This window comes from Streptomyces pseudovenezuelae (assembly GCF_029892565.1).
Lineage (GTDB): Bacteria > Actinomycetota > Actinomycetes > Streptomycetales > Streptomycetaceae > Streptomyces > Streptomyces pseudovenezuelae_A.
In genome coordinates this window covers 747229-762576 of record NZ_JARXVH010000005.1, presented here as the reverse complement: position 1 = coordinate 762576, position 15348 = coordinate 747229, and the positions used below count along the sequence as shown (strand labels likewise).

The 15348-nt window shown below is 66.9% G+C and carries 14 protein-coding genes; 10 read left to right on the top strand and 4 right to left on the bottom strand.

The window, feature by feature from the left end; all coding sequences use genetic code 11:
- Nucleotides 1-5: 5 nt before the first annotated feature.
- Complete coding sequence (locus tag M2283_RS19845) at nucleotides 6-1505, top strand: LacI family DNA-binding transcriptional regulator (RefSeq protein ID WP_280877608.1); 1500 nt, start codon at nucleotides 6-8, stop codon at nucleotides 1503-1505.
- Nucleotides 1506-1591: 86 nt separating this feature from the next.
- Here the strand turns inward: M2283_RS19845 and M2283_RS19840 are convergent, their stop codons facing one another.
- Entirely contained in the window at nucleotides 1592-3202 is a 1611-nt protein-coding gene (locus M2283_RS19840; protein WP_280877607.1) for an ATP-dependent nuclease, read from the bottom strand.
- On the opposite strand from M2283_RS19840, the gene M2283_RS19835 reads away from it, so the two are divergent.
- Nucleotides 3111-3886 (top strand): IS5 family transposase gene (locus M2283_RS19835; RefSeq protein ID WP_280877606.1). Its coding sequence is split into 2 segments (ribosomal slippage): nucleotides 3111-3395 and nucleotides 3398-3886, totalling 774 coding nucleotides; the frame shifts between segments, so codons are not numbered across the junction. The genes M2283_RS19840 and M2283_RS19835 overlap by 92 nt on opposite strands.
- A gap of 5 nt (nucleotides 3887-3891) precedes the next feature.
- Here the strand turns inward: M2283_RS19835 and M2283_RS19830 are convergent.
- Together M2283_RS19830 and M2283_RS19825 are read right to left on the bottom strand one after the other, a co-directional pair.
- The gene (locus tag M2283_RS19830) at nucleotides 3892-4476 is read right to left on the bottom strand and encodes an AAA family ATPase (protein ID WP_280877605.1); all 585 of its coding nucleotides are present in this window, start codon (nucleotides 4474-4476) and stop codon (nucleotides 3892-3894) included.
- 361 nt (nucleotides 4477-4837) lie between these two features.
- Entirely contained in the window at nucleotides 4838-5851 is a 1014-nt protein-coding gene (locus tag M2283_RS19825) for an EcsC family protein (RefSeq protein ID WP_280877604.1), read from the bottom strand.
- A gap of 372 nt (nucleotides 5852-6223) precedes the next feature.
- On the opposite strand from M2283_RS19825, the gene M2283_RS51645 reads away from it, so the two are divergent.
- Nucleotides 6224-6832 carry a DUF6886 family protein gene (locus M2283_RS51645; protein ID WP_348538915.1) on the top strand — a complete coding sequence of 203 codons (609 nt, stop codon included), beginning with the start codon at nucleotides 6224-6226 and terminating at the stop codon, nucleotides 6830-6832.
- An 8-nt stretch (nucleotides 6833-6840) separates the two neighbouring features.
- Here M2283_RS51645 and M2283_RS19820 read toward each other — a convergent pair whose 3' ends face one another.
- Nucleotides 6841-7575, bottom strand: coding sequence for an HAD family hydrolase (locus tag M2283_RS19820; RefSeq protein ID WP_280877603.1), 735 nt, complete (start codon nucleotides 7573-7575; stop codon nucleotides 6841-6843).
- Between the two features lie 422 nt (nucleotides 7576-7997).
- Between M2283_RS19820 and M2283_RS19815 the strand changes: the two genes are divergently transcribed.
- The 7 genes from M2283_RS19815 to M2283_RS19785 all read left to right on the top strand — a co-directional run bounded on the left by M2283_RS19815 (nucleotide 7998) and on the right by M2283_RS19785 (nucleotide 15302).
- Nucleotides 7998-9236 carry a helix-turn-helix domain-containing protein gene (locus M2283_RS19815; protein ID WP_280877602.1) on the top strand — a complete coding sequence of 413 codons (1239 nt, stop codon included), beginning with the start codon at nucleotides 7998-8000 and terminating at the stop codon, nucleotides 9234-9236.
- 109 nt (nucleotides 9237-9345) lie between these two features.
- Nucleotides 9346-9786 carry a hypothetical protein gene (locus M2283_RS19810; RefSeq protein WP_280877601.1) on the top strand — a complete coding sequence of 147 codons (441 nt, stop codon included), beginning with the start codon at nucleotides 9346-9348 and terminating at the stop codon, nucleotides 9784-9786.
- Nucleotides 9786-9980 (top strand): hypothetical protein, encoded by a 195-nt coding sequence (locus M2283_RS19805; protein WP_280877600.1) that lies wholly within the window; start codon nucleotides 9786-9788, stop codon nucleotides 9978-9980. The genes M2283_RS19810 and M2283_RS19805 overlap by 1 nt, the downstream gene beginning before the upstream one ends.
- Nucleotides 9981-10186: 206 nt before the next feature.
- Nucleotides 10187-11188, top strand: a complete 1002-nt coding sequence (locus M2283_RS19800) for a hypothetical protein (protein WP_280877599.1) — start codon at nucleotides 10187-10189, stop codon at nucleotides 11186-11188.
- Nucleotides 11189-11364: 176 nt separating this feature from the next.
- Nucleotides 11365-12801, top strand: coding sequence for an amino acid permease (locus M2283_RS19795; RefSeq protein WP_280877598.1), 1437 nt, complete (start codon nucleotides 11365-11367; stop codon nucleotides 12799-12801).
- Nucleotides 12801-14228 carry a glutamine synthetase family protein gene (locus tag M2283_RS19790; protein WP_280877597.1) on the top strand — a complete coding sequence of 476 codons (1428 nt, stop codon included), beginning with the start codon at nucleotides 12801-12803 and terminating at the stop codon, nucleotides 14226-14228. The genes M2283_RS19795 and M2283_RS19790 overlap by 1 nt, the downstream gene beginning before the upstream one ends.
- Nucleotides 14229-14417: 189 nt before the next feature.
- Nucleotides 14418-15302 carry an aminoglycoside phosphotransferase family protein gene (locus M2283_RS19785; protein WP_280877596.1) on the top strand — a complete coding sequence of 295 codons (885 nt, stop codon included), beginning with the start codon at nucleotides 14418-14420 and terminating at the stop codon, nucleotides 15300-15302.
- Nucleotides 15303-15348: the final 46 nt, after the last annotated feature.

Sequence of the window (15348 nt, the reverse complement as noted above, 5' to 3'; positions counted from 1 at the left end):
CGTAGATGCTCAGGCTCGGCATCGGCAGGGACGGTGGCGAGGTACGACGGACTGCGGCCGTGGCCGGGGACAAGGACCGGGGCGGTGATCGGCCCGATCCGTCACTCGGCCAGGAGACCTTCGGCGAGTACGCGAACCGCTGGTACGAGGCCCAGGACCTGGCCGCCTCGACCATGCAGAACTACAAGCGCCACATCGAGGAGCACCTGCTCCCCGACTTCGAGGACAAGGCGCTCGCCGGCATCCTGCGCACGGACATCGACCTGTGGGAGAAGAAGGAGAAGGCCGTCTACGCGGCCTCCAGCGTCAGGACCTGGCGCGCGACACTCCACGTGATCTTCGAGGACGCGGTTTACGACGGCCTGATCACGACCAACCCGGCCGCCAGGCGGCGTGGACGCGGCAAGCGCGCCGGCCGCTCCCGCAACCGTGGCCCGGAGAAGGTCGTCACTGACCCGCTGGGCATCCTGCTGACCGCCGAACGAGCCGCCCTGCTCTCCGGCCGCGACGACGAGTTCGTCGCCGTCGTCCTCAAGGGGTACACCGGCATGCGCTGGGGCGAAATCGTTGGCTTGGAAACGGAGTTCGCCCGCCCCGGGGCCGTCCGCGTCGAATGGCAGCTGTACGAACTCGACACCGGCGAGCTGGTGCGCTGCCCACCCAAGGACGACAGTTACCGCACCATCGACGCGATGGACTGGCTATCGGCCCTGGTCGCCAACCACGTCGCCCGCACGAAGCCGAAACCCTGCCCTTGCCACGGCAAGATCTATGTCTTCCGAGGGCAGGGCGCGACTCGTGCCGGCGGCCACCAGGGCGCGAAGCTCGTCGACGTCGCGCGCCATGCCGAAGTCTCCACGGGCACGGTGTCCAACGTCCTCAACCACCCGGACCGTGTTGCCGAAGCCAAGCGGATGAGGGTGGCGCAGGCCATCGCGGACCTAGGGTTCGTGCGTGGCGGTGTGGTCTCGGAGCACGCGGCTCACTGGCGCCGAAACGGCTTCGCGACCTGGCTGTTCACCCCCGCGGTCTCCGGCTGGTACCCGAAGAAGGCACCACAGGAGGCCCGCCCCGTGCCACTGCTCGGCGAACCGTGGCCTGGCGTCCCGGTCCGCGGGCGCGCGGCCAACGACCGTGCCGACGCCTGCTGGCTCCCGATCGCCAAGGGCCTCACACCCCACGGCCTCCGCCACACCCACCGCACCGCGATGGAGGACCTTGGCACGGAGAGAGTTCTCATGGACCAACGGATGGGCCACATCGACAGCTCCGTCTCGGCGCGCTACGCCCACGTCACCCCGGGCATGCGCCAGCGTCTGATGCTCGGGTTGACCGAGCAGTGGGAGACAGCGCTCGACGCGCGGCTGGCCCTGTCCCCGACGTCTCCGGTGCGCATGCTCAATGATCTCCTGCGCGAACGCGCATTCATGGTGCGACCTCCCCGCCATCGACGCGCATCTTGCCGTCGATCGGGCATCCGGTCGGGACGCCCTTGTTCGGTCTAGCCCGAGCCCGCCCACTTGCGCTAACCCGCACGCTTCGGGGCGGGTTAGCCAAACCGCGCCCGGGCTCGGCGGTATGCGCGTGGTGGTCAGGCGGGGGCTGTCAGTTTGGTGAACACCTCCTCGAACCTGTTCAGGGTCTCATCGTCGATCTGACCGAAGAACTCGTCGCGGTCTCGTGTGAGTTGGTGCGCGGGACCAACGTGGTCGAAGGATCCGTTCAGCTTCTGCTTCTCACAGGCCATTTTGAGGCGCATGAGGATCGGGGTCGGCTTGTCGGTGGCGAGGAGGTTATCTTCCGTGACATTGCTGTTGGTGGCCTTGTTGTAGAGCCACAGGTAGTCCTTGACGGAGAACAGGTCCTCGATGTCGGCGGTGTCGGGCAGGCCGTCGATCTGACCGATGACGACGATCTGGGACCTGTCGACCTCTGCGGCATCTGCGGCGCTCATCACCTTGGAGGTGACCTTCGTGGTCTCCGCTCCGTCGAGTAGGGCCAGTACGTCGAGGCGTCTGCCCATCACCGCGACGAAGGCCGGCATGTTGCCAATGCCTCCGACCGGAATGATCGCAAGGCGAGGGTCGAGGCCGGTTCGTCCTTGGCTGATCAGGTAGTCGGACATGCGCATCAGGAAGACGAAGTCGCTGCTGCCTTCCACCGCCAAGAGAGGTCCGGAGCCGAGGAAAAGGTGTTGGGACACGGAGTAGCCGAGCGCGGCCTCGACCGGGAGGATCGTCTTGGGGTCGGCGGACAAGCTCACTGAGGTGATGACGACGCCCAGGCTCGCGTCTTCCCGGCTCGCCTGGTCGTGGACGGCGCGCATCGTCTCGTACCGGGTTGGATCGATCATGTGCTGGGAGTGGGTGGTGTAGAGCACCTGCTGCTTGGTGCCGAGTTCCCCGTAGACGTACCGCAGGAAGTCGCCCTGTGCTTCTCCGTGGAGGCTGGTTCCCGGCTCGTCCAGCAGGACGACAACGCGCTCGTCCTTGTCCCGGTAGGCACTGAACGCTGCGAGGAAAGAGAAGAACCACTGGAAGCCAGTGGAGCGGGTGGAGAAATTCGTTTCGACACCGCCGTGCCGGTCGTCTCGGAGCTCGATCTTCAGGATCCGGTGATGCGGCTGAGGCTGCCCTGCGGCGTCGGGCGGCGTGGGGACCAGGTCGGTGTCGAAGACGACGGTGAGCGCGTCGTTCTGTTTCCAGTACTCGAAGACCTGGTCACTCAGCTCCAGGCTCGCAGCCTGGAGCTCGGCCTTGCGGCTGTCGTAGTCCTCATCGAGGAAGTCCTGTGGCCCTTCGCCGGCCAAGCTCAGCAGGGAGAGCATGGTCTCGTCCCCCTTCTCCCACTGCTGGGTCTTCGCACGTTCGTTGAGTGCGTGCAAGTCGCATTGGCCGGGGAGCAGTTCGTATGTGGAGAAGTAGAAGAAGCGGGGCAGCCTGGCGATTAGCTGTGCACGCTCCTCTGCCGTGAGGTTCTCGTGGTCGTACTTTGCGTACTTAGAGCTCGTAACACGATCTTGTTGATGTGTCCTGGTCGGGCGTGACCGATGTGACGATTCGGCCGTTCGGGATGGTGTGAGTACTCGGCCGTGGACCGTCGATGACGACTTGTGGGCACTGATCGAACCCCTGCTGCCACCCTGGCCGGAGAGGTCGCCGGGGCCGCGGCCGGTGGCGGACCGGCTCTGCCTGCAGGGCATCCTGTACGTCCTCCACAACGACATAGCCTGGCAACTCCTGCCCCTGGAGCTGGGGTTCGGCTCCGGGCAGACCTGCTGGCGCAGGCTGGAGCGATGGCAGCAGGCCGATGTCTTCGACCAGTTGCACCGCATCCTGCTCGCCGAACTGAACGCCGCCGGCGAGCTCGACTGGTCAAGAGCGTGCGTGGACGGCTCCCACATCCGCGCGAAAAAGGGGGCCCCGACACCGGTCCGTCGCCGGTCGACCGGCGGAAAACGGGCAGCAAACACCACCTGATCTGCGATGGACGCGGCACTCCACTCAAAGTCATCACCACCGCGGCCAACGTCAACGACATCACCCAGACCCTCGCCCTCGTCGACGGCATCCCGCCCGTCGCAGGCCGCCCCGGCAGGCCACGCCGTCGCCCCGACGCCCTGCTCGGCGACAAGGGCCACGACTCCAAGGCCAACCGCCTCGAACTGCGCAAGCGCCGGATCCTGCCCGTCATCCCCCGCAGAGGAGCGCCGAACATCCAGGGCCTGGGCAAACTCCGCTACGTCGTGGAGCAGACCTTCGCCCTGCTCCACCACTTCAAACGCCTCGCCGTCCGCTGGGAACGCCGCACCGAACTGCACGACGCATTCGTATCCCTCGCCTGCGCACTCATCTGCTGGAGACGCCTCAAGAAACACCGATCATGATCGTGTTACGAGCTCTTAGCGAGCTCTGCGGGGAGCTTTTCGATCACTCTTGCCCGAGCGTTCTTCTGCCCGGAGCTGATCTCCTTCGCTCGGGCCTTCGCCGCAGCGCTCACCGCCTCGAAGGAATCGTGTCCCTGTGAGAGAGCAGTGCGGTCTTCGGCGTTGTCGATGCCCAGGTCGTCGAACACCTGCTGCAGGAGGTCTTGCAGGTCACAGTAGGGCTCCGCGCGAAGTACGCCGTCGTAGGTTCGCCACGCGTCCACGTACGTCCCTGCCGGGGGACGTACACCCGTGATCTCCTCCAGCGCGTCGACGTCGGCTTCCTCCAACTCGAAGGTGGCTCGGACGGGAGCGACCTTGGAAAGGTCCTGGGTGCGCCGGTCGCGGGCGAGATGCCGGCGCGGGTAGTCGGTGGTCTCGTGGAACCCGTCCGGGTTGTTCGCGGGGTTCAGCCGGTGTAGGGCCTTGAGGACGGTCGTCTTGCCCGACTCGTTCTTGCCGATCAGACACGTGACCCCAGGTTCGACCTCCAGAACCTGTTTGTTCGTGATGTTGCGGAAAGACTCGAGATCCACAGACGTCACCAGCATGGCGTCCCCCTTCAAGAGCCTCGTTGCTCTTGGGTCGTTCAGCGGCAGACCGGCAGGCCGGGTAGCCGCTCGATTTGGCTTGATCCGCCAGTATGAATCCTGACACTGACACTCGCGTCCCTTTTGATGCCGTAGGCAGAGCCCCACCTGCTGCCTCAGGGGTCACCGTCTATCCTGAACGCTGCCACGGCCAAGCTCACCAGCCTCAGTTGGACCTCGCTTCAATCTGCAGGTGCGCGCTGCCCAAGAGCACCGGTCGAAGGGTTTCACCGTCATGGCGAAGCACGAGCTGACCCGGTGAGGGTGCCTGCCCACAAGTAGGGATCTGCTAAAGCCGCACTATGGACCCAGCAGCTATGACCTACGTGGCGTCGGTCTGGGGGGCGTCGTCCCGGTCAGTCGCCAGTGCGGTCGGCATCGGCAGCCCGTATTTGTCGCACAGGAATCGGGTCTGGCAGTACCGCTGGGCATCGGCGGCCACCCTGCCGAGGACCGCGGAATTCATGCCGGCACCGATGAGGACGCCCACGAACGGCACGACCTTGGCGACGTTCTGAACTGGCACCCTGGAACCCGCCGGGCCGAGCTGCTGCATCAACTTCTCGATGGCGGCCAGGAGCCGGTGGTCCTGGCGGAGCTTGTCCGACCACCGCACGCGTCCCTTGATCGCGTTTGCCGCCCGTGCGGTCTCACGCAAAGGTTCGGCTTTGGCCGCCTGTGCCATGAAGGACCGGCGTACCAGGCGTTGGATGAAGATCTGCTCACCGGGGTCCTTGGCGTCGTACCCGTAGGAGTACGCGATGCGCGATGCGATCGACGTGCTGAGGACCTGGATGACGAGGATGTCCGCTGTCATCGCCACTGGGATACCGGCGACGGGAACCATGGCCAGCAGGCCCATGGCGCCGCCTTCGAACGCGCCGGCGGTCCGCCACCTGAGGGTGTTGGCGGTCAGCAGCCGGTCGCAGACCTTGAGGTCCTGCTGTCGTAGTTCGATGAAACTGTCGAGTTCCAGACCTCGTTTCCGGGCGAGCTTCTCGACGTTCTTCGGGTCGTTGAGCTCCAGGGCCCAGTCGTTGACCAGTTCCAGCAACGCCGCCGCGGCTCCGAGCGCCGGTCGCATGGCCTTGTCGGCGACCGCGTCGCCCGCGCGACGTATCGGTTCCGAGACTGCTTCTGGCACAGCGTCCGTAACCCGTCTCACGGCGTTTCCGGCGACCTCACCGGTGCGACCGAGCGCGGCGCTCGCCCAGTTCGGCAGACCGCGCCGGTTGTCGCGGCGTTGCCAGTGCTCGTTGAGCGTGTCCCAAACCTGCTCCTCGTACGCGCTCATCGGGGTTGAACCGTCGACGAGCGGGCTGGCGGAAGCGCTCATTGAGGTTCTCCGTTTCGAGTGTGATCGCTGGGGCCATGATGCGCTGCCAGCCGACACGTGGGTGAAGCCGCGGTGCGGGGGCGATGTCCGAAGTCGACTGCACCGGTCACCTGCGAGTAAGTAACTCACCTCTGCCGCAAGGAGCGGTCAGGTTTCGCGATTCTGGTCTTGCTTTCTGGGGCGGGGGCAGGCTCCTGGCCTTGTTGAGGTGTCCGTACACCGTCGATCAGGGTAGATGGAGGGCCCTTGTCGACGGACCCTCACTCTTGATCATTCCCTTGGTCCACCGCGTGGCTTGTTCCGGGTGCGCCGTAGCGACGCACCTGGAAACGCGGGAGGCGAGTACTGCGCAAGTGGACTTACGATGCCCCGATGCGGCCAGAACCTGGACAGGTACTGCACTTCTCCGAAGACCCCACCATCACCCGCTTCATCCCACGTGTCTCCCCGACGTCGAAGGACCAGGGAGCCTTCGTCTGGGCCGTCGACACGGTCCGTGCCCCTGACTACTGGTTCCCCAAGCAGTGTCCTCGGGCAATGGCTTGGGTGACACCCGATACATCCCCGTCAGACCGTGAGCGGATCATCGGACCGGGAGGGGGTGATCGAGTACATGCAATCGAGTACGACTGGTTGGAGGAGATCCGAAACGTTCGCCTCTACGCCTACCGGTTCGACTCCACGCTCTTCCGCCCCATCGGGGAGCCCGTCCCGCGCGCCCACGTCGCAGAGGAACCTGTCGAGCCGCTGGGTCCACCCGAGCCCGTCGGTGACCTCCTTGCCCTGCACGCCGAGGCTGGCATCCAACTGCGGGTTCTGGACGTCCTGTGGCCGTACTGGGAGACCGTTATCTCCAGCACCTGCGGGTTCAACGGCATCCGGCTCCGCAACTCCCTCGGGCACCCCGCACATCGGCCAGAGGCCCGACCACGAACTCTCCTCCGCCCAGCGGGCGCCAGTGGAGGGGCCGTGGAACGGTGATTGACCGGTCACTTCTTGGCGGAGGAACGCGTCACTGTCGTGATCTCCTCTAATAGCCGCTCCGTGTCCTCAAGGCTGTCGAGCACCGCGTCGGCTCCGGCTGAGGCCAGATCGCGGGCGGTGGTCTTGCCGGACGCGATTCCGATCACGGAAGCACCGCCTTCGACTCCGGTGCGGACGTCTTCGAGTGAGTCTCCGATGATGACGGTGTTGGAGCGAGTGAAGGTTGCCCCGAGCTTGGCCTGAGCTCGCTTCTGTGCGACGGCCACAAGGGCGGGACGGTGCTCGTCGTCGGAGGAGTACCCGCCGATTTCGGTGTCCAGGAAGGCGTCGAGGCCGAAGGCTTCGAGCTTCAACAGCGCGTTGGGCCTGAGGTTCCCCGTGACGACAGTCGTCACGCAGTACGGCTGCTCGTGCACCGCCTTCAGGGCGGACAGGGCACCAGGCATGACGACGCCCTGCTCGCGCAGGTCTTCCTCGTGTCCGGTGAGGCGCTGCGGCAGGAGTTCAACGATGCGCGGCAGCAGTTGGGGGACGTCCGATGGCGGCACGCCGTTGTGCAGGAGCAGGGATCGGATCGCGAGGGGCATGGTGACGCCGGTTCCCCGGGCCGGCAGTCGCTCCGCTGGGCGCCCGACGATCTCGGCGAAGGCCTCGCGGTAGACCTGCCGATCGATCTCACCGACATACAGCAGGGTGCGGTCGATGTCCCACAACACGAGGGACCGTTCGGCTTCAGCCACTCCCGACTCCTTGCCCTCGACGTGGCGCACCGCCCTGTGACCGCGAGCGTACGGGGGTCCACATCCGCTCATCATGTCGACGTAAGCGTCTCGCTACTGGCCGCGGTCGGATGGCGAGGCCCGCTTCCGTCCTGCGCAGGATTCGCGCGGACAAACTGTCCGTAGGTAATTCGACTCCCACCCCTTGACTTGAGGGCTGAGACCTCACTCACCCTGCGCCCGGTTCTTTGTGAAATGCCCGCCTCTGTCCACTCGTCCGGAAGATCAAGACAGAACAGAGAGGTGCCTCGGGCTTGTTTCGCGGATCCACGTCGTGGGCGCACGGCCATCGGCTCTGTTAACAGTTGGCGACCCAGGGCGCAGGCTTGGACATTATCCGTATTCTGATCGAAGTGCTTCATCGCGAAGGGACAGCTCGACCGATGAGTGAAAACCTGACACTGGGAGACCGTCTCCGCGTCGCTCGCAGGACACGGAAGCTGTCCGCCGCCCAACTGGCACAGAAGATCGCCGTCTCCCCGAGCTACGTGCAGAAGCTGGAGTCGGGCGCGCGCAAGGCGTCACCCTCGCTGGTGCTGGCTCTCGCCAAGGCGCTGCGCTTCGGCCCGGAGGTCCTGACCGGCCAGCCGTACTACGGCGAGCCAGAGGCGGAGGACGGCGTCCACGCCGTCATACCCGAGCTCCGACGTCTCCTGCTCTGCTACGACAGCCCCGACGACCTGGAGATCGCCCCGCGGGCGCTTCCCGTACTCGCCTCGGAGGTCGACCAGGTGGCGGCCCTGCGCCGTGACGCCCGGTACGCCCCGATGGGGCCTCTGCTGCCGCCGATCATCACCGAACTGACGCACGTCGCCCTCGGTGGCGACAACGGCGACCGGGCCAAGGCGTTCTGGCACCTCGCGCGCGCGTACCGAGCCGTCAACTCCCTCGCCCACAAGATGGGTCACCACGACCTGTCGAACACGGCGTTGGAGCGCGTCCGTTGGGCGGCGGACCGCTCCGGTGATCCGCTGATGCAGTTCACGGCTGGTTACCTGGTCGCGGGAGCCATGCTGCGCCAGGGCGCGTACTCGCCGGCACGCCGCAGGCTCCTCGGGCTGCGGACCGAACTGGAGCGGCTCCAGCCCGAACGCTCCTTCACGGAGGACGCGCTCGCGGTCGATGGCGCGCTGCTGCTGAAGCTGGCCGTTCTCGAAGCCCGGGAGAACGACTCCGATCGCGCCGACGACTATCTGCGCGAGGCGGAGCAGGTCGCGGCCATGGCGGGCAACCGCGACTCCCTGGCGTACGAGATGTCGTTCGGACCGACGAACATCCGCATCCACGAAGTGCACGCGATGATCGACACGGGGGACACCGAGCAGGCCCTCGCCCGCCTCACCGAATGGTCTTCGGTTCCCGGCGGCGAGTGGGCGCCGCCCATCACGACTGTCGGCGAGCGGTCGAGCCACCACTTCATCGACGTGGCCTCCGCCAAGCTCGCGGAGAACGACCGGGACGGTGCCTTCGCGGACCTCAAGCGCGCGCGGAAGGTCGCACCCAACCACACGCGGTTCCACCCGTCCGTTCGCGAGACGACCGCCGCGCTGCTCAGGATGGACGCCCACCCCTCCAACGAGCTTTCCGCCTTTGGTAGTTGGACGGGCATTAGCACAACCTGAGCCTCAGTCAAGGACTTTGGCGAACGGACCCCCCGGACAGACTGTCCGCGCAGTCCACCTTGCTGAATGGAATGGTCTCTTCACACGCAGTGGTGAGGAGGCCTTTTCCATGTCCGACGACAATCCCGCAGCCCGCGCGAATCCGCCGCGCTGGATGCCTATCGGCGAGGAGCCCGAGCTGTGCTCGGCGGGCGAGTGGTGGGATGCCGTACGCGCTGTGGAGGACGTAGGCCGCCGCGCGATCGAGATCCTCGGCGAGGGCGACGAACCGGTCGGCCCGGTGATCCTGGACCACGGGGGTCCGGAGCCCCGCCTGTATTTCCTGGTTCCTGTGGGCACCGCGGCCCGCTGGGAGGAGCCGGGGACCGTCGCGCTGGGACAGAAGTGCCATGTAGTCGTGCCGTCCGTCGAGAGCACGACACCTCCGGGGATGCACTGGCACGTCTTTCCCCGGGGCCCGCGATCGCTGACGCGGCCCGATGCTCTGCGCCGTGCGTTGAGCCAGGCCCGCCGGGAGCGGCGAGGGCCCGCGGAGGAAGCAGCTTCCTGATGGCTCTCAGCATCTCCCTCGTGCTGCTGCTCGGGATCGTCGTCGTCCTTCTGATCCGCAGCAAGTCCGTGAAACCTGGACCCGCGATCGTCTGCGTGCTCTTCGGGTTCTTCCTGGCGAGCACTTCCATGGCCCCGAGCATCAACCGGTTCATGACCGGCGTCGCCGACATGATCGGCCAGATTCGCTTCTAGCGCGCCCGGCTCCACTTCCGAGTCCCTTCTCCGTCTGCGGTCCGCCCCCGACCGCTTCGCGGGCCCTTCCCCCCAACCTGCCTGAGGCTCCCGATGACATTCGCGTCCAGCTTGGAGAGCACGTCCCCCCGCACGGTCCACGCGCATTGCACGAGCGGCCCCGTTCCCGATCGCCGGCGGCTCCCGGTCCGCGGCGAGGGACTCTGATGCGTCTCGTCTACCACCCGGCCGGCCATGACGACGACCTGCGTGTGGCCCTGGTCGAGCTCCAGGCGGGACGCTGGAAGCCTGCGCAAGAGCTGCTGTGGAAGACGGGTACGCACTGGACCCTGCGAACGTCACGCACCCAGTTACTGGCCGTGGCGGCAGCCCGGTCGGACGTCGTCGACGTCTGGCTCGCAGAGGAGCCTGACAGCTACGACGCGCAGCTGATGGCTGTTCGCGTCGCGGTCGAGAGGGCGCTCCGTGCGCACCGTCAACAACACGTGCGGACCCTGGAGTTCGAGACGCGGGCGCGGCGTGCGGCGCTGCTGGCGGCTCGTCGTGCGCCCCACGATCCCGTGCCGTGGGTGTGCTTGCTGGCCCTGGCCCAGGTCGACACACGGCAGCTGAGGCAGGAGCACCGGATGAGGTCCGCCGAGCCGATGCTGCCGAGCGGTCCGTGGGGGCTCCTCTACGAGGTCAACCAGCGTGATCCGTACAACCGTGAGGCCTACCACCGCGTGCTGCAGTTCCTGCTTTCCCTCGACGGTCTGCGGGCGTCCTCCCTGGCGGCGGTCGTCGACTTCGGCTGGTCGGTGGCGGGACAGAGGCCTGTCGGCTCGTCACTGCTGCTTCTGCCCGCGTACGCGCAGATCGAGCAGCGTCGGGCCCGAGTGGATCCGCTGTGGCGGCGGCAGTGGGCGGAGGATCCAGCGCTCGGCTACACACTGAACGCCTTCCACGACTGGTTCCGGAAGGCGCCGCCTGGACCGCGCTCGGTGGCCGATCTGAACCACCTCGCCTACGCGTTGTGGGCTGGCCATCAATACATCGAAGCGGCCGAGGTCTTCGAGGCGATGGGCCCCTACGCGGCTCGTGAGCCCTGGGCCTCGGTGCACGACGGCGCGGCAGCGGCGGATCCGGGGGAGGCACTGCTGCTTCGTGCGCGCGTCGAGTCCTTCTCCTATGCCCGCAAGCGCAGGCCTCGCGCCGGGCCGCACCCGTGACAGTCCGCCAGTGCTCAGTCAGTGCTGATTGGCATGCACCTGTCCAAATATCCGTATCGAACCCCTTCGGAGGTCGTCCAGTGTCCCGCTCAGTTCCACACCGCCATGCCCATCGGCAGAAGACCGATGACGCGTACCTGAGGGAACTCGGTTACGAACCCGTACTGACCCGACGCATGGGGCCGTTCGGAAACTTCGCGCTCAGCTTCTCGATCATCAGCGTCCTGTCCGGGTGCATGACCCTCTTCGGTTTCGGACTCGCCACAGGAGGCCCGGCCGTCATGCTGTGGGGCTGGGCTCTGGTGGGCCTGATGGTGCTGATCGTCGGCGCCGCACTCGCCGAGGTCACCTCGGCTTACCCGGTGTCCGGCGCCCTGTACTTCATGGCGAGCAAGCTCGGCGGTCCCCGCTGGGGCTACGGCACCGGCTGGCTCAACCTGCTCGGACTGATGGGCGGGATGGCCGGCGGTTGCTACGGCACCGCCCTCTTCACCGGCGCCTGGCTCAATCTCCAGTGGGGTTTCACCCCCACTCCGGAACGCACGATGGTGATCTTCGCGGTCATCCTGCTGCTGCTCGCCACGCTCAATCTGTTCGGCGTACGTCTGGTCAGCATCTTGAACTCGATCAGCGTGTGGTGGCACCTCGCCGGCGTCGCGGTCATCGTCGGGGCACTCGCGTTCGTACCTTCCCACCACCAGCCGGCGAGCTTCGTGTTCGGCGGGTTCACCAACCACACGGGTTGGAGCAACCCGCTCTACGTCGGGTTGCTGGGGCTCCTGTTGGCCCAGTACACCTTCAGCGGTTACGACGCCTCCGCCCACCTCTCCGAGGAGACGGAGCACGCGCAGGTAAGCGCCGCCCGGGGCATCGTCCGCTCGATCTTCTGGTCGTGGGTCGTCGGCTTCGTGCTGCTCGCCGGCATGTTGTTCGCGATCCAGGACTACGCCGGAACCATGGGCAGTGCGACCGGTGTTCCGCCGGCCCAGATCTTCCTCGACGCGCTCGGGCCGACGGCCGCCAAGGCCCTGTTGCTGGTGATCATCGTGGCGCAACTGTTCTGCGCGAACGCTGGCATGGCCTCCGCCAGCCGCATGGTGTTCGCGTTTTCCCGGGACGGCGCCCTGCCCTTCTCCAACACGTGGCGCCGCCTGAGCCGCCGCACCCAGACTCCCGTCTTCGCCGTGTGGCTCGCGGTCGCCGTGCCCTTCGTGCTGGCCCTGCCGAGCCTGTACAGCACGACCGCGTACACAGCGATCACGAGCATCAACGTCATCGGCATCACGCCGGCCTACGCGATACCGATCTACCTCCGGATCAAGAACCGCCACCTGTTCCGGCCCGGCCCGTGGAACCTCGGCCGGTGGGGCGTGACGATCGGCACGGCCGCCGTCGTCTGGGTCGGATTCGTGACCGTGCTCTTCTGCCTGCCGCAGACCCGCCCCGGTGACGCGTTGGTGAGCGTCGACTCCTTCAACTACGCGCCGGTCGCACTCGTATCCGTTCTGGCCCTGGCCTGGATCTCGTGGCGGTTCAAGGGGAAGCGGTCATACGAGGTACCCGCCCAGAGCTTCGACCGGTCGGCGAGCACGTATGAGGACGAGGTCGTCTGATGGCCGCGCCCTCCTCCGACAACGGGTCCGTCGCCCGCCTCGCCACCAGGCGCACTTCGTCGCCGCACGGCCGCTTGGAAGGTCAGCTCTCTCTCACCGACCTGCGGAGCCTGGTCAAGGCGGGCCGGATACAGACGGTGCTGCTGGCCATCCCCGACCTACAGGGGCGACTGAAGGGGAAGTGGTTCGACGCTCGGCACTTCATCAGGAACGTCGCCCATGGCGGAGCCGAGTTCTGCGCGTACCTGCTCGCCACGGACGCCGACATGAATCCGGTACCCGGCTTCGCGCTGGCCTCGTGGGAGACCGGCTACCAAGACCTGGCCGTCAGCCCAGCGCTGTCGACGCTGCGGACGCTGCCCTGGATGGAGGGGACCGCCGTAGTGCTGGGCGACGCGGTGCACCACGACGGCACCCCGATAGAGGTTGCGCCCCGCCAGGTCCTCCAGGGCCAGCTGACACGGTTGGCCCGGTACGGCCTGCACGTCAAGACGGGGCTGGAGACCGAGTTGGTGCTCTATCAGGGCACGTATGCGGAGGCCGCCCAGGCCGGTTATCAGGGGCTGAGGCCGCTGACGACGGAGAACCTGGACTACGCGCTCGATCATCCGCCGGAGGCCCACCGGTTCTTCCGCCGACTACAGCGTGCGCTCGCCGGGGCCGGCCTTCCCGTGGAGGCGATCAAGACCGAGGGTGCCCCGGGGCAGGTGGAGGTCACCTTCCCGTACGGTGGGGCGCTTGCCGCCTGCGACGGGCACCTGATCTTCAAGCACGCGGTCCGCGCCCTGGGCGCTCGGGCGGGGCTGGCACCCACGTTCATGGCGGCTCCGGAGACCGGGGTACAGAGCGGTCTACACCTGCACGTGTCGCTCTGGAGGGGTGGCATCAGCCAGTTCAACGAGCCCGGTGACGGCGGTCTGTCGCAGATCGCACGCCAGGCCGTCGCCGGACTCGTCGACGGTCTGCCGGAGTTGGCCCCGCTGTACGCGCCGAACGTCAACTCCTACAAGCGGTTCCTGCCCGGCTCGTGCGCACCCACCACAATGACGTGGGGCTACGACAACCGAACCTGCGCCGTCCGGGTCGTCGGACACGGCGACGGCCTGCACCTGGAGATCCGTGTCCCGGGGGCGGATGCCAACCCGTACCTGGCGCTGTCCGCGGTCTTGGCAGCCATCGACCACGGCATCGAGCAGCGGCTCGCCCTTGGCGCGGCCGAGACCGGCAACGCCCACGACGCGCAGGGCACAGCGGTGCCACCCACTCTCCAACAGGCGCTCCACGCGTTTCGGAGCAGCGCCCTCGCGGAGGACGCCTTCGGCGCCGACGTGGTCGCCCACTACTCCCACCTCGCACAGCTGGAGATCGACCACTACCACGGCCTGGTCACCGACGCCGAACGTGAGCGATGGCTGGCCCGCGCCTGACCCACATCTCTACCGAAAGGACCTCCCGGTCCCTGTGAGTACTCACCCGCAGATGACCAGGTCAGACCACATTGTCAGTGGCCCTTGGCAAGCTACCCACCCACAACAGGACACCGTGCGCGTCCGGCATGTCACTCACCGTGGCAATGTCGGGCAGCCTTGCGAGCGGAAGGGCTCACCGTGACCGACATGCCCATCGCACTCCACCGCCTGGTGGAGTCGGCGACCGACACGTACGCGGTGGTCGCCGAGCACCCTAGGCCCGGGGACATTCGGCCTTCCCTCTGGGAGGTCAACGGACCGGGTGGTGAACGGTGGTTCGGAAAGGTTCATGCGGGGCCGAAGCTCCATCGGCGCGAGGTGACCGCGTACCAGAAATGGACCGTGGCCTTGGGCGCGGGCCGTGCACCCGAGTTGGTCGCCGCGGACACAGAGACCCGCACCGTCCTGGTAACCGCTGTGCCCGGCCGTGGCCTCGACACGCTGCGCCTGCCAGCGGAGCAGGAGCGGGCGGCCTACGAGCAGGCCGGCGAACTGCTGGCCCGGTTCCACGCCGCAGCAGCCGACGAGTCGACGCCGGAAGTGATGGAGGAGGCTTGGGACGAGGCGATCGCCCGGCTGCTGAACCGTACGGCGACGAACGTGCCGGAACACGACCTCGCGATGGCGCGCAAGCTCGTCGGGAAGGCTCCGCCGCGCCTGCCCTCGGTATCGCAGCACGGTGACTACATGCCCAAGAACTGGATGTGGGACGAGACCGAGCAGCACCTGCGGGTCATCGACTTCGAACGCGCCGAACTCCGTCCCGCCGCCTACCGCGACCTGAGCCGACTCCGCTACCGGATCCTGCGCAACCGCCCCGACCTCGACGCCGCCTTCCACCACGGATACGGCCGCCCGCTCACCGAGGAGGAACAGATCGCGTGCCGGACGTACGGGGCAATGGACGCCCTGGACTGCCTGGACTGGGGGATCAAGCAACGTGACATCGGACTGGTCGACGAGGCGAACACCATGCTGGAGAACCTGCGTCTGGAGACCGGCAAGAGCGTGTGGGGCGGGTGGCATGCGTGAACGCCTCCTCCGGAACGGTTCGGACGCACCGCTGCCTCTCTATGCA

Bases quoted from the DNA above. Each gene is read 5' to 3' on its own strand.
- M2283_RS19795 (WP_280877598.1), top strand. From the start codon at position 11,365: ATGGGGCCGTTCGGAAACTTCGCGCTCAGCTTCTCGATCATCAGCGTC.
- M2283_RS19815 (WP_280877602.1), top strand. From the start codon at position 7,998: ATGAGTGAAAACCTGACACTGGGAGACCGTCTCCGCGTCGCTCGCAGG.
- M2283_RS19845 (WP_280877608.1), top strand. From the start codon at position 6: ATGCTCAGGCTCGGCATCGGCAGGGACGGTGGCGAGGTACGACGGACT.
- M2283_RS19790 (WP_280877597.1), top strand. From the start codon at position 12,801: ATGGCCGCGCCCTCCTCCGACAACGGGTCCGTCGCCCGCCTCGCCACC.
- M2283_RS19830 (WP_280877605.1), bottom strand. From the start codon at position 4,476: ATGCTGGTGACGTCTGTGGATCTCGAGTCTTTCCGCAACATCACGAAC.
- M2283_RS19825 (WP_280877604.1), bottom strand. From the start codon at position 5,851: ATGAGCGCTTCCGCCAGCCCGCTCGTCGACGGTTCAACCCCGATGAGC.
- M2283_RS19840 (WP_280877607.1), bottom strand. From the start codon at position 3,202: ATGCCCTGCAGGCAGAGCCGGTCCGCCACCGGCCGCGGCCCCGGCGAC.
- M2283_RS19785 (WP_280877596.1), top strand. From the start codon at position 14,418: ATGCCCATCGCACTCCACCGCCTGGTGGAGTCGGCGACCGACACGTAC.
- M2283_RS19800 (WP_280877599.1), top strand. From the start codon at position 10,187: ATGCGTCTCGTCTACCACCCGGCCGGCCATGACGACGACCTGCGTGTG.
- M2283_RS19810 (WP_280877601.1), top strand. From the start codon at position 9,346: ATGTCCGACGACAATCCCGCAGCCCGCGCGAATCCGCCGCGCTGGATG.
- M2283_RS51645 (WP_348538915.1), top strand. From the start codon at position 6,224: ATGCGGCCAGAACCTGGACAGGTACTGCACTTCTCCGAAGACCCCACC.
- M2283_RS19805 (WP_280877600.1), top strand. From the start codon at position 9,786: ATGGCTCTCAGCATCTCCCTCGTGCTGCTGCTCGGGATCGTCGTCGTC.